Here is a 23,117-nt window from a genome sequence, read left to right as displayed (position 1 = left end):
GTCCTGGGTTCCTTCGTTTCGGCACGGCCGATTTACTTGATCGGCACCCGCTTGTCGGGGACGATTTTCACGCGCTTGTCCGGGACCACCTTGCTGCGGCGGGGGATGACGCGGCGGGCAGGGCGGACCGGCACGTCCTCGTAGACGTATTCGACGGTCTCGGTGCAGTTCTGCTTGGGCTGGGCGACCGGGACCATCATCATGGGCTGGGCCATGCAGCAACCCTGCGCCGGGTAGCCGTAGGCGGGGTAGTAGCCCTGCGGCGCGTAACCGGGGTAAGCGCCGCCACGCTCGTAGTGGGCATAATAGTCGTCGAGATAGGCTTCGCACTCGTCGCGGTTGCGGCCGCGATCCTCGGCCTTGTCGATGGCGGCTCCGGCGACGGCGCCTACGGCTGCGCCTGCTACGGTGCCAACAGTGCGATTGCCCCGCCCGGCGATGCGGTTGCCCGCAACGCCTCCGACCACGCCGCCGATGACCGCGCCACCGACGCCGGAATCGCGCGAGGACAGGCGCTGACGGCAATCCGCGAGCCAGGCTTCGCGTGGATCGTAGCCGCGCCCGTCATAGTCCCGATCATAACCGTAGGGACGGGCTTCGGAATCGCCGTGCGGGCCATCATGGGCGAGCGCCGGTGATGCGGCTAAGGACAGCGTCGCGATGACGACGGCATGCAGAGGAAGACGCATCGAGGGTACCCTTTCGCGAGAAACGCGGGGCGATGAAAGTCAGCCCCGTCAGTTAACGCAAAATTTAGCATCGTGATCCGCGCAAAACCAAGCATCTTGCGCGGATGTGCTGTCGGTGTCCCGTTTTGGTGCGGGCTCAGATGGCCAGCGAGGCGACCTGTGCGAGAAGCTGCATCCCGGCTGCGTCCTCGTCATCGAAGCGGCCGGGGGTGGGGCTGTCGAGATCGATCACCGCAATGACCTTGCCGTCACGCAGTACCGGCACCACAAGTTCGGAGCGGCTGTCGGCATCGCAGGCGATGTGGCCGGGGAAGGCATGGACGTCGGGCACGACCTGCGTGGTGCCGAGCGCTGCCGCCGTACCGCATACACCGCGGCCGAAGGGGATGCGGATGCAGGCGGGCTTGCCCATGAACGGGCCGAGCACCAGCTCATCCTCCACGGTTCGATAGAAACCGGCCCAATTGAGGTCGGGCACGAACTGCCAGATCACCGCCGCCAGATTGGCCATGTTGGCGATGGGATCGGGCTCTCCCTGCACCAGCGCATCGGCGGCGCGGGCGAGGGCGCTGTAGAGTTCGGGCTTGGGGAGATCGGCGTCTGCGGCAAAGTCGTACATGCCGCGCATTTAGCGCAAGTCTTTGTTGTCGGCCAGCCGGTGCGGCTCTATCTCTTGGCGCATGAATCCGATCGTCAAGAAGACCGCCATCGCCTCCGCCGTGATCGTCCTGGCTGCCGCCGGGTTCGTGTACTGGGGCCTGAACTCCAACACCTCGGAGCTGCCGAGCGATGCGACGGCAGGCAAGAACCCGCAGCTGGTCGAACCCAAGGCGCAGTGGATCCCCAGCATCAAGCTCGCCAAGCCGGTGGGCTGGGCTGCGGGCGAGGCGCCCAAGGCGGCTCAGGGACTGACGGTTGCCCGCTTCGCGGAAGGGCTCGATCATCCGCGCACCATGCTCACGCTGCCCAACGGCGACGTGCTGGTGTCGGAGACGAATGCTCCGGCGGGGAACAAGCCGGGTGGGATCACCGGCTTCGTCATGGGCCTGATGTTCAACCGCGTCGGTGCCGGGGAGGCTTCGCCCGACCGCATCGTGCTGCTTCGTGACGCCGACGGCGACGGCAAGGCCGAACTGAAGACGACGCTGCGCAGCGATGACATGCACTCGCCCTCGGGCCTCGCCTACCGCGACGGCAAGCTCTACGTGGCGAACCACGACAAGGTGCTGGAATTCGCCTTCACGCCCGGCCAGACCAAGTTGGAAGGGCGGCCGCTGCGCACGATGATCGACCTGCCGCCCGCCGGCAACCACTGGATGCGCAACCTGCTTCTGAGCGAGGACGGCAAGCATCTCTATGTCGCGGTCGGCTCTGCCAGCAACGTTGCCGAGAACGGCATGGAGGAAGAGACCGGCCGCGCGATGATCTGGGAGGTCGACGTTCAAACCGCCCGCCGCCGCCAGTTCGCGGTCGGCATGCGCAATCCCAACGGTCTGGGCTGGAACCCCTCGACCGGCGAGATGTGGGCGACGGTGCAGGAGCGCGACATGCTTGGCCCGGATCTCGTGCCGGACTACCTCACCAATGTGCCGGTCGGCGCGCAGTACGGTTGGCCGTGGGTCTATTGGAAGGACACCTTCGACGAACGCGTCCAGTGGCCGATGCAGACTTACATGATCGAATATACCCGCAAGCCGGAATACGCGCTGGGCGCCCACGTCTCGGCGCTGGGGCTGACGTTCGCCAATGGCGGCAATCGCATGGGCAAGGGCTATGAGAACGGCGTCTTCATCGCTCGCCACGGTTCGTGGAATCGCCGTCCCTCGGCGGGTTACGACGTGGTGTTCATTCCCTTCGATGCCAACGGCAATCCGAAGGACGTGAAGCCGCAGCCGGTGCTGACGGGCTTCCTCAAGGACAACGGCGATACGCACGGCCGTCCTACCTGGGTCACGTGGGACAAGGGCGGCGCGCTGCTGGTCAGCGACGACACGGCGGGGATCGTCTGGCGCGTGGTGTCGCCGGGGGCGCAGCCTTCTGTGGCGATCAAGCCCGTCGTCACCGAGCATATGAAGCCGCGTGAGGACATCAAGGACCCGACTTCTCCGGAAGAGGCGGCGAAGTTGATGGGTGGATTCCGGAAGGAAGACGATCGGCTGTTGCCGCAGTAATTAGAAGAGGAAGTCCTGGGGCCCCTTCGACAAGCTCAGGACTCCCAGACCCCCATACTGTCGTCGCCGTGCGTGCAGCTACGGTGATGCATGAACGGCGAGGACGGTAATGGGGTGCAGGGGTGTTAACCCCTGCGTTTATATCGTCTTCCCTGCTCTTCCAGCCAATTCATTGACATATTGCCAGGCCACGCGCCCCGATCGAGCCCCACGCCGCCGCGACCATTCCAGCGCGTCCGACGGTTCCCACTCCAGTCCAAACTCGCCTGCATAGCCACCGATGATAGCGAGGTAGGAATCCTGGTCGCAGTTGTGGAAGCCGATCGAGAGCCCGAAGCGATCGGCCAGAGCCAGCTTTTCGTCCACCGCGTCGCGGGCGTTGATGGGATCGTCCTGCTCCGACATCGAGCGGCCGACGATGGCGCGGCGGTTCGACGTGACGGCGAGGCGCACGTTCGCGGGCCGTGCCTCGACGCCGCCTTCCAGCCACGAGCGCAGGATGCGCGGCCCGGCGCCGTCGCCTTCCTCGAAACCGAGATCGTCGATGAAGACGAGGAAGCTGCGGTCGACCTTGCCGAGTGCGGCGAACAGGTCAGTCACGCCGGAGAGCGCTTCCTGCGCCACCTGCACCAGCGCGATGCGGCCCGGGTGTGCGGTGTCGGCGGAGCGGACGGCCGCGCGCAGCAGGGCCGACTTGCCCATCCCGCGCGAGCCCCAGAGCAGCATGTCATGCGCGGCGTGTCCGGCGGCAAGGCGCTCGACGTTGGTGACCACACGGTCCTTTTGCGTGTCGATGCCGCGCAGCAGGGTCAGGGCAGGGGCGTCGAGTTGCGCGACCGATCGCGCGGCGCTGCCCGTCCATACGTAGGCGGGATGCGCGAGCCAGTCGGTCGCGGTCGGGGCGGGTGGCACGAGGCGTTCCAGCGCTTCGGCGATGCGGGTGAGAACCTGGGTGTGCTCCGCGGGCTGGGTCGTCATCTTTTGCATGTCCTTGGCATTCGTCGCCGTGGGGCTATAGCGACGGGGTATGGAGCACGCCAGCCAGCCCGAGATGCTTGAAGCCGGTCCCGACGGGATCGAAGCCGCCGCGCGTCTGTTACGGGAAGGGCGCCTTGTCGCGGTGCCGACGGAGACGGTCTATGGCCTTTCGGCAAGAGCGGACCGGGACGAGTCCGTAGCGGCGATCTACCGAGCCAAGGGGCGGCCGAGTTTCAATCCGCTGATCGTCCACGTGGAACATCTCGTTTCGGCGCAGGTGCTGGCCGAGTTCGACGATCGCGCGCTGTCATTGGCTGAGGCGTTCTGGCCGGGTGCCTTGACCATAGTTCTGCCATTGCGAAAGGGCGCGCCGATTGCCGCTGCGGTCACCGCCGGGCTCCCCACGATCGCGCTGCGCTGTCCGGCGCACCCGGTGATGCGGGCGGTCATTGCGGCGACGGGCCTGCCGATCGCGGCGCCCTCGGCCAATCGCAGCGGCGGGGTCAGCCCGACCGAGGCAGGGCATGTCGTCGCCTCGCTCGGGGCGAATGTCGATGCGGTGGTCGATGGCGGCGCCTGTGAGGCAGGGCTGGAATCCACGATCGTCGCATTGCGGGACGGGGGGCGCTGGCAGGTCCTGCGTCCCGGCCCCATCGCCGAGGATCGCATTGCCGCTGTACTCGGCGGCGCGAGCGAGCCGGTGACCTCGCAGGCCATCGAGGCGCCGGGGCAACTTGCCAGCCATTACGCGCCGGGCAAGCCGGTGCGGCTCGATGCGATCGAGGCAGAGGCTGACGAATTTCACATCGGTTTCGGCGCAGTGGCGGGGGAGGTAACCCTGTCGGCGAGCGGAGATCTGATCGAGGCGGCCTCGCGGCTCTATGCGCTGCTCCATGCCGGAGCGGCCGCAGCGCAGCCGCGCATCGCCGTAGCCCCGATCCCGAAGGGCGACATAGGCGCTGCCATAAACGACCGCCTGCGCCGGGCTGCAGCCTGATACGAAAAGGCCCGCACCGTCATCTGACGGCACGGGCCTCGCATGTTCCACGTGGAACGTTACTCAGTAATCGTGGTCGATATCGCCGATGCCGTTCATCCGGCTGCGCAGCGTCTCGGGCTTGCGGACGAGGGTGACGTTGCCCGCGCCGTTGATCTCCACATCGACCACGCCGGTGGCGCCGATGGTCACGTCGCCCACGCCGTTGATGCGGATCGTGGCGTCGCGGCCCTGCACCTTGCCGAGGTCGATGTTGCCCGCACCGTCGGATGTCACGAAGGTCCGTGCGACCTTGCCCGATGCATCGAGGTCGATGGCGCCGCGAGCGTTGATGCGCAGGCTCTCCTGGTCGAGGCCGTGGAGGTCCACGTCGCCCGGTGCATCGAGGTCCAGCCCGGCGATCTCGGGAGCGGTGATCCGCACCTTGAGGCCACGATGGATCCGGGCGCTGCCGTTAAGCGAGAGGCGGCCGTTTGCCCAGACCAGCCGGTCGACCACGCTGGCGGGGCCTTCGACGGTCATCTCGGCCTTGTCACCACGCGTGAATTCGAGGTCCACCGGCACTTCCATGGCGAGCTGGCTACCCGACTGGATGGCGAACACGCGGGACTTGCGCGGTCCCTGGTCGTGGTGATCGTCGCCGCCGTCGAAGTACCAACCCTTCGTCTCGAATTCCTGTTTCATTTTCTCGCCGCCGAAAGTCCAGGCGAGGGCGAAGGCGGCGATCGACAGGATCAGGCCGCTGGCGAATACGATGAGCAGTTTCCTGAGCATCACTTGGTCCTCCTTGTCGTCGTCAGTCTTCGGGATGGATGGCGGGTTCGAGCACGCGGTAGTGCAGGCGGCCGAACCACATGAGGGCGTTGACCACGCCGATGCCCACGATGGTGAGCAGGGCGCCGATGCCGACCGCAGCACTCATGGTGCCGAGGCCCAGCAGGATCGCGATCAGCGGGCCGCCGGGGAAGCCGGAGAAAGGCCCGGCAATCAGCATGAAGCCGCCGCCGACGAAGGCCGCCAGCACCGCCACGAACAGGCCGAAGACCACGCCCAGAACCGGCAGCACGATCGGCAGCAGGATCAGGATGTCGATCGTGGCGAGGCCCATGAAGGCAAGGATCGCGCCCCAGGCGGACGACGGCGTGCGATCACTCTTCCAGTTGCGGAAGCCGGTTTCGAAGCGCAGTTCGCGGGCAAGGCGGCTCGGGTTGCCGAGGGCCGTCGCAACCTCCTCTTCGCTGCGGCCCTCGGCAAGGCCGGCTTCGAAGTGCTCTTCGTAGTCGGCGACGATGTCGTCGATGGCGTCCTGCGGCATGCCCTTGAGGCCCGCCTTCAGGCGCTTGATGAATTCGTTACGCATCATGGCTGGGCTCTCCTTCCTGAATCGGGCCTTCCTGAACGGCAGTCGGCTCGGCGGCATCGTCGAGCAGCGTATCGACGGCCTCGGTGAAGCCGCGCCATTCGGCGATCTGCTCGGCAAGGCGCGAGCGGCCGGTTTCGGTGAGGCTGTAGTACTTGCGGGGCGGGCCGGACGGCGATTCCTCAAGGTAGGTCTTCACCAGGCCTTCGGACTGCATGCGGCGCATCAGCGGGTAGATCGTGCCTTCGCCCATATCGACCGCGTCGGCCATGCGGCTCGCGATCTCGTAGGCGTAGCTGTCCCCCCGCGAGAGCAGCGCCAGGACACAGAGCCCCAGCACCCCTTTCTTCAATTGGATTTCGATTTCGGACATCGAATCATCTCCTGCGGATGCCCATCGTATATAACCAGCTACTGTGTGTTGCAAGATACCTTGCTTAGAAAAGTACAGGTCTAGGCAAGATACCTTGCTATCAATAGGTATCGATCAATGGACTTCGGCTGATTTCCGGGGTTTTCGGCGGGGAGGAGGGCAGCTAGGTTGCGGCGCGATGACCACGCCTTACCATCCTCCGGTCAAACGTTCGGTGGAGATCGCCGGGCACAAGACCTCGATCAGCCTCGAGCCGGTGTTCTGGGACCTGCTCAAGCGCGCCGCCGCGCAGGAGGGGTTGCCGGTGAACGCGCTCGTCGCGCGGATCGATGCGGAGCGACTGGAGGCCGAGACGCCGCCGGGGCTGGCCGGGGCGGTCAGGGTCTGGCTGGCGACTTCGGCTCTGGGCTAGCCTTCAGGCGGCGCGGCTGAGCCTCGGTTCGGCGGGCTTGCGCATCAGCATGTCGAGGCTGACCGGCCCCCATCCAAGTCCGTGCGCGGCCACGCAGTTGTGACCGGTGCGACTCCATGCGTACCGGGTATGGCCGTGGAGTACGAGCGCATCGTCTTCCAGCGCCTTCGCGGGGTCGTTGATTAGGGTAAGGGTGCCGTGGGCCGTATCCAGGCGCTGCATGTCGCAGACGCTGGCGTAGCGGCCCGTTGCGAGACAATTCCACGCTTGCGGGTCATTCGGTCCGCGAACCAGATGCTTGATGCCGGGAAGGCTGCCGAGATGGACGGGGTTTCCGACATTGCCGAGAATCCAGACGGTGTCGTCGTCGGCCACGCGGGCGCGCCAGACCTCGCAGATGCGGCGGGTCATCTCGGTGCTATCGGGAAAGCCGTAGGGAATCGCGTGAAGGGCGCTCTCGCCGTTGAAGTTCAGGTCCGCGACAAAGTGGATCGCCATCATCTTCTTCCCGTCCCGGAGGCGGCCATCCCGGCGCTCCGACAAGGGTTTCAACGGGTTAGGTAAACAATTCGTTCCAGCCGGGATGCGGGGAATCAGTCAGGCCGCGGGAATTTGCGACGGATGGCAAAAGGGCGGGGAAGCCGTTGCTTCTCCCGCCCTTTCTAGCGACCGCGACTGGTGATCAGTATGTCGATGGAGGATCGCTCGCCGGGAAGCTCTCGTCGATCGCTTCGTCGGTCTTGTCCCAACTCTTGGGCGGCGAACTCATGTGTTCCGGCCCGGAATCGCGCACGCCGCCGGCGAACTCGGCTTCCTGCTTCTTCTCGGTCGCGTATTTGTAGAGGGCGTAGCCGACCGCTCCGGCGGCCGCCAACTTGATGAGGCCCATGTTCGTCTCTCCTCTCGGCAGTTCGAGGAGCAAACGCGCCATGGGCCTTCGGAGTTTCCTCAGTCGCCGCCGACGCGTTCGATCTGCGCGCCGACCAGTGCCAGCTTCTCCTCAAGGCGCTCGTAGCCGCGGTCGAGGTGGTAGAGGCGGTGCACCTGCGTCTGGCCCTTTGCGGCGAGACCGGCGATCACGAGGCTCATCGAGGCGCGCAGGTCGGTCGCCATGACGTCGGCACCGGTGAGGCCCTGTACGCCGTGGACGATCGCGGTGCGACCCTTGGTCTCGATCCGCGCGCCCATGCGGTTGAGTTCGGGAACGTGCATGTAGCGGTTCTCGAAGATGGTCTCGGTGAGCACGCTGGAGCCTTCGGCCATGCACAGCAGGGCCATCAGCTGCGCCTGCATGTCGGTGGCGAAACCGGGGTAGGGGGCGGTGGAGATCGTGACGGGCCTCAGCTTGCCGTCCGAGGCGACATGGAGGCCGTCGGCCTTGGGCTCGACGTGGACGCCTGCATCGCGCAGCGCCTGCACGGTGGCTTCCATGTCCTCGATCTTCGCGCCTTTGAGCAGCACTTCACCGCCGGTGATGGCGGCGGCGCAGGCGTAGGAGCCGGCCTCGATGCGGTCGGGCATGACCATGTAGGTCGCGCCGTGCAGGCGGTCGACGCCGTGGATGGTGAGGTCGCTGGTGCCGATGCCCTCGATCTGCGCGCCCATCGCGACGAGCAGGTTGCACAGATCGACGATCTCGGGCTCGCGCGCGGCATTGTGCAGGGTGGACTTGCCCTTGCACAGCACGGCGGTCATCAGCGCGTTCTCGGTGGCGCCCACGGAGACGACCGGGAACGAGTAGCGCCCGCCCGGCAACCCGCCGTCAGGGGCGATGGCGCGCACGTAGCCGGCGGCCAGCTCGATCGTCGCGCCCAGCGCTTCCATGACCTTGAGGTGCAGGTCGATCGGGCGATTGCCGATGGCGCAGCCGCCGGGCAGCGACACGGTCGCCTCGCCCATGCGCGCCAGCATCGGTCCAAGGACGAGGATCGAGGCGCGCATCTTGCGCACGAGGTCGTAAGGCGCGACCGAACTGGTGATACGCGTGCCCTGAAGGGTCATCACGCGGCCGAAGTCTTCCGGACGGCTGCCCGCGATCGCGGTGGAGACGCCGAACTGGTTCATCAGGTGCTGGAAACCGTCGATGTCCGCCAGACGCGGCAGGTTGCGCAGCGTCAGCGGTTCTTCGGTCAGCAGCGCGCAGGGCAGCAGCGTGAGCGCGGCGTTCTTGGCGCCGGAAACGGGAATGGTGCCGGAAAGGCGCTTGCCGCCCTCGATGATGATCTTGTCCATCACCGTCCTTTAGCGCCAAACGCGCGTGCTTCAACGGGATCGGATGCAATTTCGCGGCGGATTAAGGGTTCGGTAAGATTAACATGGGGTTGTTGCGCTAAGACTATTTCCGGGCTTTAAACGCAACCGCAACATGAGCGAGGCATTATCCAGACCCATGAGTGACTCGAACTTCCGCAAGCCGGTCCGAAAAGCCGTCTTTCCCGTCGCCGGTCTCGGCACCCGTTTCCTGCCCGCCACCAAGGCGATTCCGAAGGAACTTCTTCCGGTCGTCGATCGACCTCTGATCCAATACGCCGTCGATGAGGCGCGCGAAGCCGGAATCGAGGAATTCGTCTTCGTGACGGGCCGTGGCAAGACCGCGATCGTCGAACATTTCGATACTGCTTACGAACTCGAAGCGACGATGACCGGGCGCGGCAAGTCGCTCGACCCGCTTGAGCCGACCCGCATCCAGCCCGGCAACCTCGTCACCGTGCGTCAGCAGGTGCCGCTGGGCCTCGGCCACGCGGTATGGTGCGCCCGCGCCGTCGTGGGGGATGAGCCTTTCGCGATCTTCCTGCCCGACGAACTGATGTACGGCACGCCCGGCTGCATGGCGCAGATGATCGAGGCCTATAACGAAGTGGGCGGCAACCTCGTCTCGGTGCTCGAAGTGCCGCATGAGGAAGTGTCGAGCTACGGCGTGATCGCGCCCGGCGAGAGCCGGGGCAACCTCACCGAGGTCAAGGGTCTGGTCGAGAAGCCCAAGGTGGACGAGGCGCCTTCGAACAAGATCGTCTCGGGCCGCTATATCCTCCAGCCTGAAGTGATGGGTCTGCTTGAAACGCAGGGGAAGGGCGCGGGTGGCGAGATTCAGCTGACCGATTCGATGGCCAAGCTGATCGGCCAGCAGCCGTTTCATGCGGTGACCTTCAACGGCCGCCGTTTCGACTGCGGTTCGAAGGTCGGCTTCGTGGAAGCGACGCTGGCGATCGCGCTCGATCGTCCCGACATGCGCGACGATGTGCGCGCGATCGCGAAGAAGCTGCTGGGCTGATCAGACAAGCCGAATGGTGATGAAAAAAGCGCGCTGCTGTAAGGCGGCGCGCTTTTTCGTGCGCAATCGGCAGGGCGTGCTGGACCCTTCGACAAGCTCAGCCTGAGCGGGGTATGGGGTAAACCTCCCAATCCCGCTCAGGCTGAGCTTGTCGAAGCCCTCCGGGGCACAGAACTTTACTGCCGGACTGGATCCGTCAGCCGCGCCATGATCGAGGCTACGTAGGCCCGGGTCTCGCGGATATTGGGAATGCCCCCGGCCTTGAGCACGCGGGCGGGACCGGCGTTGTAGGCCGCCAGCGCCTTTTCCAGATCGCCGCCGAAGGCATCGAGCTGCATGCGCAAGTAGCGCGCGCCGCCCTCTAGGTTGGCCATGGGATCGGCGGGATCGACGCCCATCTGCGCGGCGGTGCCGGGCATCAGCTGGGCCAGCCCACGCGCACCGACGGGTGAGAGCGCCAGTTCGTTCCAGCGGCTTTCCTGCCAGACCACCGCTTCCAGCAGAGTCGGGCTGATGTCGTACTTGGCGGCTAGCTGGGCGACGCGCTCACGCCAGCGGGTCGGGCCTGCCGCGTCGAGTGCTTCGGTGATCGATTGCGGGTGCAGGCGGGAATCGACCTCCATTGGGGCCGATTCCACCTGCTCGGGGGCGCGAGCGACGGTGCTGCCGATGAAGCCCACGCCGGACGAGGGATCGACTTGCGCGAGGTCGGATGCGGCGGGGAGGGTAGCCGGGCCTCCGGCGACCCATTCGGCCCCCGCATTGCCGATCTGCAAGACGTCCGCGCAGGCCATGCCGGGCAGTAATGCACAGGAAACGGCGACGAGCACGCCGAATGCCTCGATCCGCTTCATCGATTCGTATCCCTCACCATCGCCGCCGTCCTACCGCATCCGCGAGATTGAGTCACACGCGGATGCGGCGCCGCGGTAGAGCAGGTTACCGGATGCCCAGCGCGGTGCGGATCGAGCGCCACGACAACAGCTTGAAGTTCTGCGCCTCGGGGGCGTTGTCGCCGTCCTGCGCCATGAACAGCCCTTCGGGATACTGCGGTCCGAAGTCGCCGAGCACGACTTCGATGCCGTCGGTATCGCTGGTTCCGCCCAGCGTGCCGCCATTGATGCGGAAGCGGCCTGCGGGCTTGCCGGAGGCGAGGTCGAACAGCGCATAGGCGTTGTCGCCCTGGCTGGAGGCGACGAGCCAGGCGCGGCCTTCGGCGTTGCGGGCGATGGCAAGGCCCTCGATGTCGTCGACCAGACCGTCCGTCTCACCCACGCGGGCGTAGGAACTGGCGGTCAGGGTGGGGGTGCCAAGCGGCACCTTCCAGATCGCCACGTCCTCCTCGGCTACGTAGAGCGTCTTCGTCACGTCATCGACGACGCAGCCCTCGGACTGGGTCGCGAACTTGACGTCGCGCAAGTGCTCGGCCGCGATCTTGCCGGCCTTCTCGACGAGGCGGCTCTCGGCGACCGTACCGTCCTTGAGCACGACGTAGGCGCGGGCGAGTTCGCCCGCCGCGAGCGGAGCACCCATGCAGAAGCCGTAGGCCTCCGCCGGGGCATGGCCGGCGGGCAGGAACGTCCCGGAGCCGAGCACCGAGAGCTTGCCGGTCGCGCCGTCGAGGCCGAACAGGGCGATGCGCGGTTCGGCGCGGTCGGTACGATCGCTGGCGCCGACGAGGATGCGGGTGGAGCCGTCCGCCATGCGCACTTCGCGCAGGTCCGCGTTGTTGAGCGCACCGGCGGGCGAGAAGTCCTTCACCGTGCCGTCGAGGGCGTAGACGTAGAGCCCGGCCTTCTTGTCGGTGCCCAGGATCAGGCTGGCGGCGGGATTCGCCGCATTGCGCCAGATCGCCGGGTCGTCCGCCGCATCGGCATTGCCGGTGCCTACGGGCGCGGTCTCGCCTTCTGCCGGGATATCGGTGGCGGGATAGTGGGGACGTGGGGCCTCGGGGGCAGCGGTGCCGGGGGCGATGGTCGTCGTCGCGCAGGCGGAAAGCAGGAGGGCCGGGAGCAAAGCTCCCGACCCCAGCTTCACGACATCGGCGATGCTCGTGAGGTTGCGCTTCATCAGAACGACATCCTTGCGCCGAACTTCACGGTCGAGCCGTACTCCTCGTACTGCAGCGCGCGCTTGGCGCCCGCGAGGTTCTGGTAGGCGAAGTACTTGGCGTTGTTGACGTTCACCCAGTCCGCGAAGATCTTGATGTTGTCGGTCAGCTTGTACTTGGCCGAAAGGTCCAGCTGGAAGTGCTGGTTGACGGTGCGGTCGGTCTCGGCATCGTCGCCCACTTCGTCGAGGTACTTGTCGCGGAAGGTGCCGGCAGCGCGCAGGCTGATCGGACCCTTTTCGTAACCCAGCACGACGTTGAAGGTGTTCTTCGAGGCGTTGGGCAGGTCGATGCGGCGCGCAAGGCCGTCACCGTCCAGCACGGTGCCACGGGCGTAAGTGTAGGTGTAGTTGATCTGCGTCAGCAGGCCGTCGAAGGGCGAGGGCAGCATGGTGAAGGCCTGGCTGAAGCTGGCTTCGAGGCCCATGATCTCGGCGGTATCGCCGTTCACCGGCATCGTCAGTTCGCTATATTCGATGCCCTGATACGTGCCCGCCTCACGCGTGCGCTGCGTGTAGGTATAGTCCTTGATCGACTTGTAGAACGTGCCGAACGATACCGCGCCGTTGTTCGCGAAGTAGTATTCGAACCCGGCGTCGAGGTTCCAGGCCTGGTAGGGCTTCAGCTCGGGGTTGCCGACTTCCAGTTCGAGGTCGTCGTTGATGACGTTGCGCGGGGCCATCTGCGACAGCTTGGGGCGCACGACGGTCTTGTAACCCGCCAGACGCGCCACGAGGTTCTGCTGCGGGCTGTAGCGCACCGTCAGGCTGGGCAGCCAGTTGGTGTAGCTGCGGGTGAAGCTGACCGGGGTGACCACGACGTCGTCGCTGTCGGTCACGTACTGGCCGTTCAGTTCGTTGTACGTACGCTCCATGCGCACGCCGCCGATGACGCGCAGCGTCGAGCTGTCCCAGCGGGCCATCGCATAACCGGCCGCGATGTCTTCACGCACCGAGTAGTCGCTGGTCGCCGAGTTGAAGTCCGTCTCGTAGTCGTTGACCACGAAGGAACCGGGGTTGGCGAGCAGGTAGGCGGCCGGGCCGCCCTTGCTAGCGACGGGGCCCATGTCGAACAGGCGGTAGGTCTGCGAACCCAGCACGTCGGCCAGCGTGTAATCCGGCGCATCGTCGGCCAGTTCGTAGTAGGTCATGTTGAAGTCGTACGACTTCTTGCGCCAGCGGGCCTTGCCGCCGACCTGCACGGTGAAGTCGCCGTTCGACCCTGCGAAAGTGCGGGCGAGGTCTGCCTTGATCGCCCATTCCTGGTCACGGCTGTCGGACAGCGTGGTCAGCTCGGTACGGTTGAATTCATACTCGCTGGGATCGTTGAAGCTGTCCGCGCCCTGCGTCACCGAGTAGGTCGGATAGTACTTGTTGGCGTAATCCATGTTGACCACGGTGCCTTCCGTGAAGCGCGCACGGAAACGGGTCGGGTCGATCGAGAAGTTCTCGCGCTCGGTGGACTTGGCGTAGCTGCCCATCCACTTGAACTTCCACACGCCGGTGTCGGTGTCGCTGCCGATCGAGACCGAGCGGATGCGCTGGCGTTCGAAGCGGTCCTTCAGGTCGCGGTTGACGGTGATGCGCTCGTCGGCGCCGTTGAAGGTGGCGCTGCTGTCGGTGCTGGAGGTCGGGCCGTCCTCGAAATCGCCGAAGTCGAGCGTGGTGCGGCGGCGGTATTCGTGGTCGTCGAACTGCGCCCAGTTACCGCGGATATAGGCCTTGGTCGTGTCCGACACGCGCCAGTCGGCGGACAGCGCCGCGTTGATGCGGGTGCGCTCGACGTCATAGTCGCGGTATTCTACCGATTCGGCCCAGGCGTTGCCGGCATCGTCCTCGTGCCAGCCGCCGGTCTCGACGTTGTCGGTCTCGAACTTGCGCTTGTAGTAGCTGACCGATCCGGCGATGCCGAAGTCGTCGCCCAGCTTCTGGGTGAAGTCGATCGCGCCCTTGGGCATGACCTTGCCCGAATAGTCGTTCCAGCTGCCCTCGGCGCTCGCCGAGTAGCGGTTCTTCTTGGAATCGAAGGCGCTGGTGGTGTTGATCTCGATCGAGGCGCCGATGAAGTCGCCGTCCATGTCGGGGGTGAAGCTCTTCTTCACTTCGATCGATTCGATGGTGTCGGACGAGATCACGTCGAGCGCGACCGAACGCACGTCCGATTCCGGCGCGGGCAGGCGCACGCCGTTGACCGAGGTGCCGTTGAGTTCGGGGTCGAGACCGCGCACCGACACGTAGCGGCCTTCGCCCTGGTCGTTGAGGATGTTGACGCCCGGCAGGCGGCGCAGCGATTCCGCTACGTTCTGGTCGGGGAACTGGCCGACCGCGTCACGGGTCAGGACCGATTCCACGCCGTCGGCGGCCTTCTGGCGGGAAAGGGCGCTGGTCATGTTCGCGGTCATGCCGGTGACGAGAATGTCGCCGCCGCCGATCGCCGCGAGGTCGAAGTTGCCCTCGATACGGCCCGTCGCAGCGACGTTGACGGTCTGGGTCGTCACTTCCGCGCCGACGTAGCGTGCTTCGAGCGTGTAGGTGCCTGCGGGCACGTCACCGAAGACGTAGGAACCGGCGCGGTCGGTCTCGACCTGGCGGTTGAGTTCCACGATGCGCACGGTGGCCGACTGCAGCGCGCGGGTGCCGGTGGCGTCGTTGACGTGGCCGGCGACTTCACCCGCGTGAGCGATGGTGGCGAACGATGCCGAGGCAAGCAGCCCGGCAACGAGCTGAAGCGAACGATTCATGGTGCGGAATATTCCCTGTTGCGGAGTCTAGTGTCCTGGGGACGTGCACCTAGGGTTGCTTCATGACAGTTGCGTGAGATTGGAAAGACACAACGATGACAGTTGCTGTACCGCAACAAAACGTAACAGTCGGCGCGCGGCGCAACGCGAAAACGCGGCGTCAGGTCATCGGATCATGTCAGGGAAAAAGAGAGGGGGAATGGTGCTGCTAGGGAGGATTGAACTCCCGACCTCGTCATTACCAATGACGCGCTCTACCACTGAGCTACAGCAGCACATATTCCAGGTCCGGGTAACCGGGGCGTCTGTCTGCCGGGCCAGAAGCCCCCGAGACAGGGGGGCGCTATTGTCCGCGCGGCGTTCGATTGTCAAGCGCCTCTTGTGCTTTCTTTTTCGGAGCGGCAATGCAGCGGGCGATGAACGCGCCGCAATCGCCTCGAAAACCCACGAAGGAAGAGCGTCTCGCCGCCAAGCTGCGCGAGAACCTGCGTCGCCGCAAGGCGCAGGCTCGTGCCGTATCCGCGCTTGGCGAAGCGGTCGAGGAGGGCGAATCGCCCGACAGCAAACCGCCACTGGCCAAATCGCCACCGGAAAGCTAGGGGCTGCGGCAAGACCGCGTCGGTCCTTGACAGTATAGGGAGCCTACATTGCCTCGCCTGATCCTGCTTCGCCACGGCCAGAGCCAGTGGAACCTTGAAAACCGCTTCACCGGCTGGTGGGACGTCGACGTCACCGAAAAGGGCGAGGCCGAGGCCCGCGCTGCCGGTGCGCTGCTCAAGGACAAGGGCCTGCTGCCCGACGTCGCCTTCACCTCGCTGCAGACCCGCGCGATCAAGACGCTGCATTTCGCGCTCGAAGCCGCCGGTATCCTGTGGATCCCCGAAACCAAGGACTGGCGCCTGAACGAGCGTCACTACGGCGGCCTCACCGGCCTCGACAAGGCCGAGACCGCCGCCAAGCACGGTGACGAGCAGGTCAAGGTCTGGCGTCGCAGCTTCGACATTCCGCCCCCCGTCATGGACAAGGGCAGCGAGTTCGACCTCTCGGCCGAACCGCGCTACGCGGGCATCGACACGCCGATGACCGAGAGCCTCAAGGACACCATCGCCCGCGTCCTGCCGTATTACGAAGGCTCGATCGTGCCGCACCTCCATGCCGGTTCGACCGTGCTGGTCGCCGCGCACGGCAATTCGCTGCGCGCGCTGGAAAAGCACCTATCGGGCATCTCCGACGAAGAGATCACCGGTCTGGAAATCCCGACCGGCCAGCCGATCGTCTACGAGTTGGACAACGATCTCAAGGTGCTCGACCGCTACTACCTCTCGGAGCGCTGATCCGTGACCGCACCAGTTGCAATCGTCATGGGCAGCCAGTCCGACTGGCCGACCATGATCAAGGCCGCCGAGATGCTCGACAAGCTGGGCGTCGCTTATGACGCCCGCATCGTCTCGGCGCACCGCACGCCCGAGCGGCTGGTGGACTTCGCGCATGGCGCGGACGGCGAGGGCTTCAAGGTGATCGTCGCCGGGGCAGGGGGCGCCGCCCACCTGCCCGGCATGATTGCCGCGATGACGCATCTTCCGGTGCTGGGCGTGCCGGTGCAGAGCAAGGCGCTGTCGGGACAGGACAGCCTGCTCTCGATCGTGCAGATGCCTGCGGGTATCCCCGTCGGCACGCTGGCGATCGGCGAGGCGGGCGCGGCCAATGCCGGTTTGCTGGCGGCGGCGATCCTGGCCACCTCGGACGAGGCGCTGGCGGGACGGCTCAAGGACTTCCGTGCGGCGCAGACCGCGAGTGTGGCGGAAAAGCCGGTCTGATGTTTCCCGCTTGGCTGAGGTGCTTCGACACGCTCAGCACGAGCGGGGTTGGGTTTTAGAATTTCAGCACTAAGTCCGCTCACCCTGAGCTTGTCGAAGGGCACCGGCACAAGGCAGGCGTAAAGGCGTAATGATCTCTCCCGGCGAAACCATCGGCATTCTTGGCGGCGGCCAGCTCGGGCGGATGATCGCCATGGCGGCGGCGCAGCTGGGCTATCGCTGCCACGTCTACGCGCCCGAGGCGGACTCGATCGCCGCCGACGTCTGCGCGCAGTTCACGTGCGCCGCCTGGGACGATGCCGAGGCCATGGCGAAGTTCGCAGCCGACTGCGCGGTGGTGACCTACGAGTTCGAGAACGTCCCCGTTGGCCCGCTCGCGGCGCTGGGCGACACGCCGCTGCTCGCCCACGCCCGCGCTCTCGAAACTGCGCAGGACCGCCTGAACGAAAAGCGCTTCGTCACTGACCTTGGCGGCACCCCCGCCCCCTTCGCCCCGGTGGATAGCGCGGAGGATCTTGCGCAGGCCATCGCCGCGATCGGCGCGCCGGGCATCCTGAAGACCCGCCGTGACGGCTACGACGGCAAGGGCCAGTGGCGCATCATGACGCCTGGGGACGCCGCCGCGCTGGACCTGCCCGCGACGCCGCTGATCTACGAGGGCTTCGTCACCTTCTTTGCCGAATTCTCGGTGATCCTGTGCCGCGGGGCGGACGGCGAGGTGCGCTTCTTCGACAGCGCCCACAACGTCCACGAGGGCGGCATCCTGGCGCTCAGCACCGTGCCCGCGCCCGCCGACCTGCTGGAGCAGGTGCCCGCCGCGCGCGAACTCGCGACGAAGGTTGCCGATGCGCTGGACTATGTCGGCGTGCTGACGCTGGAATTCTTCGCCACGAAGGACGGCCCCGTCTTCAACGAGATGGCCCCGCGCGTCCACAACTCGGGCCACTGGACCATCGAGGGTTCGGTCACCAGCCAGTTCGAGAACCACGTCCGCGCGATCTGCGGGCTACCGCTGGGCGACACCGGCCTTGCCGCGAAGGGCGTGGAGATGCGCAATCTCATCGGCGACGAGGCGCACGACTGGCCGACCATCCTCGCCGATCCGGCCAACCACCTGCACCTCTACGGCAAGGCCGCCGCCCGTCCGGGGCGCAAGATGGGCCATGTCACGCGGCTGATCCTCGACTGATGGCCCCAAAGATGATGCCGCAGGTTTTCCTCATCTACGCCCGCGCCGAAAACGGCGTGATCGGCCGCGACGGCGCGCTGCCCTGGCGGCTCCCGGCGGACCTCAAGCGGTTCAAGGCGCTGACCATGGGCAAGCCGATGGTGATGGGCCGCAAGACCTTCGACAGCTTTCCCGCGCCGCTGCCCGGCCGCCGTCACATCGTGCTGACCCGCGACACCGGCTGGAGCGCGGAAGGCGCCGAAGTCGCGCATTCGGTGGACGAGGCGTTGGCGCTTGCAGGAGAAGGCGAAGTCGCGGTGATCGGCGGGGCCGAGATCAATGCTCTCTTCCTCCCGCTCGCCGCCCGGATCGAACTGACCGAGATCGCGGGCGATTACGAGGGCGATACCGTAATGCCCGAAGTCGGCCCCGAGTGGGTTGAAATTGCGCGCGACGCCCATACGGCGGACGGTGCCCGACCGGCACATGCTTTCGTGACTCTCACACGCGCCCTATAGCCGAGACGCCCATGATTCGCCTCGACAACCGCCAACCCGTTCCCGAATCCCTGCGCGGTGCCGTGCTGGCGCTGGGCAACTTCGACGGGTTCCACCAGGGCCATCAGGCCGTGGTGGGCGAGGCGATCGGCTGGGCGAAGGCGCAGGGCCGCCCGGCCATCGTCGCCACCTTCGACCCGCACCCCGTCCGCCACTTCAAGCCCGATGCCGAGCCCTTCCGCCTGACCACTCTGGAGCAGCGGCAGGAACTGTTCGCGGCTGCCGGCGCGGATGCGATGCTGGTGCTGCACTTCGATTCGGCGATGGCGGCGATGCCCGCCGTGCAGTGGATCGAGGAGATGCTGGTGCGTCACATGGGCGCGGTCGGCGTCGTCACCGGCGAGGATTTCACGTTCGGCCGCGCCAAGGGTGGCAATCCGCAATTGCTGCGAGAGGTCGGCGCGGCGCACGGGCTTGAAGGCCGTACCGTCGGTCCGGTGAGCGACGCGGGCGGCACCGTCTCGTCGAGCCGCATCCGCGAGGCGCTCAAGTCCGGCGACTGCCAACTGGCCGCGCGGCTCCTGACGCGGCCGTTTGCGATCCGGGGCCGGGTCCAGCATGGCGACAAGCTGGGCCGCACCATCGGCTTTCCCACCGCCAACCTCGACATGGCGAACTACCTGCGCCCGCTCTACGGCATCTATGCGGTGACCGGCCGCATGCCCGACGGCCGCGTGGTTCACGGCGCCGCGAACATCGGCATCCGCCCGACCTTCGACCCGCCCAAGGAATTGCTGGAGCCGCACTTCTTCGACTTCGCAGGTGACCTCTACGGACAGGAGATCGAGGTGGCGTTCCACCACTTCCTGCGCCCCGAGGCGAAATTCGATTCGCTCGACGCGCTGATCGAGCAGATGGACCGGGACTGTGTAAAGGCGCGGGAACTGCTGGCGGGGCTATCCTGACGTCGTCCCGGACTTGATCCGGGACCGCTGGCGGTCTTTAGGCGAGCGTTGTCGCGCAGGGTGCCGCGCCCGTGAGGTCGGCTGTTCATGGCCAACGGTCCCGGATCAAGTCCGGGACGACGCCTACTTCCAACGATCGCGCATTTGTTCTAGTGCCCCGCGATCATGACCGAACAGCGCGACTATCGTAGCACCGTCTTCCTGCCGAAGACCGATTTCCCGATGAAGGCCGGACTCCCCCAGAAGGAGCCGGGCATTCTTGCGCGCTGGCAGTCGGAAAAGATTTACGAGAAGACCCGTGACGCCCGCCGCGGCCGCGACAAGTTCGTGCTGCATGACGGCCCGCCTTATGCCAACGGCGACATGCACATCGGCCACGCGCTGAACCACATCCTCAAGGACATGGTCGTCCGCACCCAGACCCTGCTGGGCAAGGACGCGCCTTACGTTCCCGGCTGGGACTGCCACGGCCTGCCGATCGAGTGGAAGGTCGAGGAAGAGTACCGCAAGAAGAAGAAGAACAAGGACGAGGTTCCGGCGGAGGAATTCCGCGCCGAATGCCGCGCCTATGCCCAGAACTGGGTGAACGTGCAGCGCGAGCAGCTCAAGCGCCTCGGCATCAACGGCGACTGGGACAACCCGTACCTGACGATGGACTTCCAGGCCGAGGCCACCATCGTCGGCGAACTGCTGAAGTTCGCCGAGAACGGCATGCTCTATCGCGGCGCCAAGCCGGTGATGTGGTCGCCGGTGGAGAAGACCGCCCTCGCCGAAGCCGAGGTGGAGTACGAGGACATCACCTCGACCCAGATCGACGTGGCGTTCGAGATCACGGAAGCGCCGAATGCTCCGGGCATCCAAGCTTTCATCGATGCCGGTGAGAAGGTCTATGGCGTCATCTGGACGACCACGCCTTGGACGATCCCGGTCAATCAAGCTTTGGCTTACGGCCCAGAAGTTGCGTACGATGTCGTACCGTTCAATGGTGCGCGTTACATCGTTGCTCGTGACTTGCAGCAGAAAACAATGGAGCGCTGGGGCTTCGACCCGACTGCACCCGGACCGCAGGACATTCTGCAGTACCTCGGTAAAGCACTGGCAGGAGCAAAGGCGCGCCACCCGATGCACGCGCTCGGCGGGTTCTTCGCCGAACCGCGTCCGCTGCTGGCGGGTGATTTCGTCACCACCGAGAGCGGCACCGGCCTCGTCCACATGGCGCCCGACCATGGCGAGGACGACTTCGATCTGTGCAAGGCCAACGGCATCAACCCCAAGTTCGTGGTCGAGGCCGACGGCAAGTACCGCGAGGACTGGCTGTGGCTGGCCGGGCAGGGCTCGGTCATCAATCCGAAGTTCAACGCCCCCGACGGCCCGATCTGCTCTGACCTGCGCGAAGCGGGCGGCCTGCTGGCGGCTTCGGCGGACTACAAGCATTCCTACCCGCACTCGTGGCGTTCCAAGGCCAAGGTGATCTACCGCTGCACCCCGCAGTGGTTCGTGCCGATGGACAAGGCGATGACGCATATTTCGCCCAAAACCCCGGCCGACAAGCGCTGGGAGAACGAGGGCGGGGCGATCGATCCCGCCGAGGAAAACCTGATGGACGCGCCGACGCTTCGTCAGGCGGCGCTGCAGGCCATCGCCGAAACCCGCTTCGTTCCCGACAAGGGCCGCAACCGCATCGGCGCGATGGTCGAGGGGCGCCCAGACTGGGTGCTCTCGCGCCAGCGCGCCTGGGGCGTGCCGATCACGCTGTTCGTGCACCGCAAGACCGGCGAATACCTCGTCGATCCCGCCGTCAACGAGCGTATCCGCGCCGCGATCCTGGCGAAGGGCGTCGATGGCTGGTCGGACGAAGCCGCGCAGGACCTGCTCGGCAACGGCTACAACGCCGACGATTACGAGCGTGTCGCCGACATTCTCGACGTCTGGTTCGATTCCGGCTCCACGCACGCTTTCGTTCTGGAATCAGGCCGTTGGCCCGATCTGCTGCGCCCCGAAGGCTATACCGGCCCGAAGGCGGACCTCTATCTCGAAGGCTCCGACCAGCATCGCGGCTGGTTCCAGTCCTCGCTGCTGGAAAGCTGCGCCACGCGCGGCCATGCGCCGTACAAGGCGGTGCTGACCCATGGCTTCACGATGGACGCCAAGGGTATGAAGATGTCCAAGTCGCTGGGCAACACGATCAGCCCGCTGAAGGTCATGGAGACCAACGGCGCCGACATCATCCGTCTCTGGGCGCTCTCGGTGGACTTCACCGAGGACCACCGCATCGGCGACGAAATCCTCAAGGGCGTCGCCGACCAGTACCGCAAGCTGCGCAACACCCTGCGCTACCTGCTGGGCGCACTGGACGGCTTCGACGAGGCGGAGCGCCTTCCCGTGTCGGAGATGCCCGAACTGGAGCGCTACGTGCTTGCGCTGCTGGGCAAGCTGGACGCGACGCTGCGCGCGGCGATCGATGCCTTCGACTTCAACACGTACGTCCGCTCGCTGCTCGATTTCTGCAACGAGGACCTCTCCGCGTTCTTCTTCGATATCCGCAAGGACTGCCTCTACTGCGACGCGCCAACGGACCCCAAGCGCCGCGCCTACCGCACGGTGCTGGACACGCTGTTCCACGCGCTGATCCGCTACGCCGCGCCGGTGATCGTGTTCACCGCCGAGGAAACGTGGGGATCGCGCTATCCGGACGGCGACAGCGTTCACCTGCTCGAATGGCCGGAAGTTCCGGCGGTCGAGGCAGACGATGCGAAGTGGGCCCAACTGCGCACGCTGCGCGCGGCTGTGACCGAGGCGATCGAGCCGCTGCGGCGGGAGAAGATCATCGGCTCCAGCCTGGCCGCAGTCGTCACGGTGCCCGAAAGCGCACCTGAGGCCGATCTCGCCGAGCTGTTCATCACCGGGACAGTCACGCGCGGGCAGGGCGAGGAGGTGACCGTCACCCCCTCCACCGACCACAAGTGCGGCCGCTGCTGGCGGCATCTCCCGGAAGTGACCGAGGACGGCGCGCTGTGCGACCGCTGCGACGACGTCGTGGAGCCGGTGGAATGAACCCCTGGATGAAGCGCGCGATCGGCCTGCTGGTCGCCGTGATCGTCTATGCGATCGACCAGGGCATCAAGGGCTGGATCACCGAAGGCATCGATCTCGACCGGATCGGGCAGGTCTATGTCCTGCCGTTCTTCAACCTGACGTGGACGCAGAACTTCGGTGTCTCGCTGGGCCTGTTCACTGCGGGTTCGCCCGAGGGACGCTGGGCGCTGGTCGCCATGACCGGCGCGATCGCGGCCTTCGTGTTCGTCTGGCTGCTGCGCGAGCGCAAGCTGCCGGAGATCGCGGCGCTCGGCATGGTGCTGGGCGGGGCGGCCGGAAACATCCGCGACCGTTTCGGCGTCGGCTATGTCATCGACTATGCCGACCTGCATTTCGGAGCATGGCGGCCCTTCCTGATCTTCAATCTTGCGGATGCCGCCATCACCATCGGCGTCCTGATTATCCTTGCCCGTTCCCTGTTTTCGCGCGACAAGCCCGAGACAGAGGCGCAACCCGCCCCGATTGCAGATTAA

The 23,117-nt window shown here is 65.9% G+C and carries 24 protein-coding genes and 1 tRNA gene; 12 read left to right on the top strand and 13 right to left on the bottom strand.

All coding sequences use genetic code 11. The features are described from left to right. Nucleotides 1-32 precede the first annotated feature (32 nt). Both HWN72_RS16410 and HWN72_RS16405 read right to left on the bottom strand, forming a co-directional pair. A complete protein-coding gene (locus tag HWN72_RS16410) occupies nt 33-689 on the bottom strand; it encodes a glycine zipper 2TM domain-containing protein (RefSeq protein ID WP_211150734.1) in 657 nt (218 codons plus the stop codon). A 136-nt stretch (nt 690-825) separates the two neighbouring features. Then, nucleotides 826-1,308, bottom strand: a complete 483-nt coding sequence (locus HWN72_RS16405; RefSeq protein WP_037521322.1) for a GAF domain-containing protein — start codon at nt 1,306-1,308, stop codon at nt 826-828. A 61-nt stretch (nt 1,309-1,369) separates the two neighbouring features. Here HWN72_RS16405 and HWN72_RS16400 point away from each other — a divergent pair, with 61 nt between their 5' ends. Further along, nucleotides 1,370-2,860 carry a sorbosone dehydrogenase family protein gene (locus HWN72_RS16400; RefSeq protein WP_211150733.1) on the top strand — a complete coding sequence of 497 codons (1,491 nt, stop codon included), beginning with the start codon at nt 1,370-1,372 and terminating at the stop codon, nt 2,858-2,860. Between the two features lie 138 nt (nt 2,861-2,998). Here HWN72_RS16400 and HWN72_RS16395 read toward each other — a convergent pair whose 3' ends face one another. Beyond that, entirely contained in the window at nt 2,999-3,838 is an 840-nt protein-coding gene (locus HWN72_RS16395; protein WP_211150732.1) for a DUF815 domain-containing protein, read from the bottom strand. A 49-nt stretch (nt 3,839-3,887) separates the two neighbouring features. Between HWN72_RS16395 and HWN72_RS16390 the strand changes: the two genes are divergently transcribed. Continuing rightward, a complete protein-coding gene (locus HWN72_RS16390) occupies nt 3,888-4,835 on the top strand; it encodes an L-threonylcarbamoyladenylate synthase (protein WP_211150731.1) in 948 nt (315 codons plus the stop codon). Between the two features lie 63 nt (nt 4,836-4,898). On the opposite strand, the gene HWN72_RS16385 is transcribed toward HWN72_RS16390, so the two are convergent. The 3 genes from HWN72_RS16385 to HWN72_RS16375 are packed head-to-tail and all read right to left on the bottom strand — an operon-like array spanning nt 4,899 to nt 6,568. Next, entirely contained in the window at nt 4,899-5,609 is a 711-nt protein-coding gene (locus tag HWN72_RS16385) for a GIN domain-containing protein (RefSeq protein WP_008832542.1), read from the bottom strand. Nucleotides 5,610-5,631: 22 nt separating this feature from the next. Then, complete coding sequence (locus HWN72_RS16380; protein WP_008832543.1) at nt 5,632-6,198, bottom strand: DUF1700 domain-containing protein; 567 nt, start codon at nt 6,196-6,198, stop codon at nt 5,632-5,634. Continuing rightward, entirely contained in the window at nt 6,188-6,568 is a 381-nt protein-coding gene (locus HWN72_RS16375) for a PadR family transcriptional regulator (RefSeq protein ID WP_211150730.1), read from the bottom strand. Before HWN72_RS16375 ends, HWN72_RS16380 begins: the two co-directional genes overlap by 11 nt. A 178-nt stretch (nt 6,569-6,746) precedes the next feature. On the opposite strand from HWN72_RS16375, the gene HWN72_RS16370 reads away from it, so the two are divergent. After that, nucleotides 6,747-6,980 (top strand): ribbon-helix-helix domain-containing protein, encoded by a 234-nt coding sequence (locus tag HWN72_RS16370; protein WP_008832545.1) that lies wholly within the window; start codon nt 6,747-6,749, stop codon nt 6,978-6,980. A 3-nt stretch (nt 6,981-6,983) separates the two neighbouring features. On the opposite strand, the gene HWN72_RS16365 is transcribed toward HWN72_RS16370, so the two are convergent. The 3 genes from HWN72_RS16365 to murA all read right to left on the bottom strand — a co-directional run bounded on the left by HWN72_RS16365 (nt 6,984) and on the right by murA (nt 9,212). After that, the gene (locus HWN72_RS16365; RefSeq protein WP_036525852.1) at nt 6,984-7,478 is read right to left on the bottom strand and encodes a phosphoesterase; all 495 of its coding nucleotides are present in this window, start codon (nt 7,476-7,478) and stop codon (nt 6,984-6,986) included. Between the two features lie 184 nt (nt 7,479-7,662). Beyond that, on the bottom strand, nt 7,663-7,911 hold the full coding sequence (locus HWN72_RS16360) for a hypothetical protein (protein WP_248006052.1): 249 nt from the start codon (nt 7,909-7,911) through the stop codon (nt 7,663-7,665). Between the two features lie 17 nt (nt 7,912-7,928). Next, complete coding sequence (gene murA, locus HWN72_RS16355) at nt 7,929-9,212, bottom strand: UDP-N-acetylglucosamine 1-carboxyvinyltransferase (protein WP_008832548.1); 1,284 nt, start codon at nt 9,210-9,212, stop codon at nt 7,929-7,931. 157 nt (nt 9,213-9,369) lie between these two features. Here murA and HWN72_RS16350 point away from each other — a divergent pair, with 157 nt between their 5' ends. After that, on the top strand, nt 9,370-10,251 hold the full coding sequence (locus HWN72_RS16350; protein WP_008829118.1) for a UTP--glucose-1-phosphate uridylyltransferase: 882 nt from the start codon (nt 9,370-9,372) through the stop codon (nt 10,249-10,251). Nucleotides 10,252-10,427: 176 nt separating this feature from the next. On the opposite strand, the gene HWN72_RS16345 is transcribed toward HWN72_RS16350, so the two are convergent. From HWN72_RS16345 to HWN72_RS16330, 4 genes are all read right to left on the bottom strand, one after another. Further along, complete coding sequence (locus tag HWN72_RS16345) at nt 10,428-11,105, bottom strand: lytic transglycosylase domain-containing protein (protein WP_069708605.1); 678 nt, start codon at nt 11,103-11,105, stop codon at nt 10,428-10,430. 85 nt (nt 11,106-11,190) lie between these two features. After that, nucleotides 11,191-12,321, bottom strand: coding sequence for a phytase (locus tag HWN72_RS16340; protein WP_069708604.1), 1,131 nt, complete (start codon nt 12,319-12,321; stop codon nt 11,191-11,193). Beyond that, nucleotides 12,321-15,101, bottom strand: coding sequence for a TonB-dependent receptor (locus HWN72_RS16335; protein WP_211150729.1), 2,781 nt, complete (start codon nt 15,099-15,101; stop codon nt 12,321-12,323). The genes HWN72_RS16340 and HWN72_RS16335 overlap by 1 nt, the downstream gene beginning before the upstream one ends. A gap of 200 nt (nt 15,102-15,301) precedes the next feature. Further along, nucleotides 15,302-15,376: transfer RNA gene (locus HWN72_RS16330), tRNA-Thr, on the bottom strand. A 129-nt stretch (nt 15,377-15,505) separates the two neighbouring features. Here HWN72_RS16330 and HWN72_RS16325 point away from each other — a divergent pair. The 8 genes from HWN72_RS16325 to lspA all read left to right on the top strand — a co-directional run bounded on the left by HWN72_RS16325 (nt 15,506) and on the right by lspA (nt 23,117). Continuing rightward, the gene (locus HWN72_RS16325; protein ID WP_008830757.1) at nt 15,506-15,700 is read left to right on the top strand and encodes a hypothetical protein; all 195 of its coding nucleotides are present in this window, start codon (nt 15,506-15,508) and stop codon (nt 15,698-15,700) included. Between the two features lie 48 nt (nt 15,701-15,748). Beyond that, a complete protein-coding gene (gene gpmA, locus HWN72_RS16320) occupies nt 15,749-16,435 on the top strand; it encodes a 2,3-diphosphoglycerate-dependent phosphoglycerate mutase (protein WP_211150728.1) in 687 nt (228 codons plus the stop codon). A gap of 27 nt (nt 16,436-16,462) precedes the next feature. Next, nucleotides 16,463-16,918 (top strand): 5-(carboxyamino)imidazole ribonucleotide mutase, encoded by a 456-nt coding sequence (purE, locus tag HWN72_RS16315; RefSeq protein WP_083274675.1) that lies wholly within the window; start codon nt 16,463-16,465, stop codon nt 16,916-16,918. Between the two features lie 130 nt (nt 16,919-17,048). After that, complete coding sequence (locus tag HWN72_RS16310) at nt 17,049-18,107, top strand: 5-(carboxyamino)imidazole ribonucleotide synthase (protein ID WP_036525682.1); 1,059 nt, start codon at nt 17,049-17,051, stop codon at nt 18,105-18,107. An 11-nt stretch (nt 18,108-18,118) separates the two neighbouring features. After that, nucleotides 18,119-18,604 (top strand): dihydrofolate reductase, encoded by a 486-nt coding sequence (locus HWN72_RS16305; protein ID WP_036525856.1) that lies wholly within the window; start codon nt 18,119-18,121, stop codon nt 18,602-18,604. Between the two features lie 11 nt (nt 18,605-18,615). Then, nucleotides 18,616-19,548, top strand: a complete 933-nt coding sequence (locus HWN72_RS16300) for a bifunctional riboflavin kinase/FAD synthetase (RefSeq protein WP_008830762.1) — start codon at nt 18,616-18,618, stop codon at nt 19,546-19,548. Between the two features lie 165 nt (nt 19,549-19,713). Further along, a complete protein-coding gene (ileS, locus tag HWN72_RS16295; protein WP_211150727.1) occupies nt 19,714-22,602 on the top strand; it encodes an isoleucine--tRNA ligase in 2,889 nt (962 codons plus the stop codon). After that, nucleotides 22,599-23,117 (top strand): signal peptidase II, encoded by a 519-nt coding sequence (gene lspA / locus HWN72_RS16290; protein ID WP_008832502.1) that lies wholly within the window; start codon nt 22,599-22,601, stop codon nt 23,115-23,117. Before ileS ends, lspA begins: the two co-directional genes overlap by 4 nt.

Origin of the sequence: Novosphingobium sp. HR1a, from assembly GCF_015594425.1 — a bacterium.
Taxonomy (GTDB): Bacteria; Pseudomonadota; Alphaproteobacteria; order Sphingomonadales; family Sphingomonadaceae; genus Novosphingobium; species Novosphingobium resinovorum_A.
Note: the sequence above shows the minus strand (reverse complement) of the source record. Positions and strands in the feature narration are given on the sequence as shown.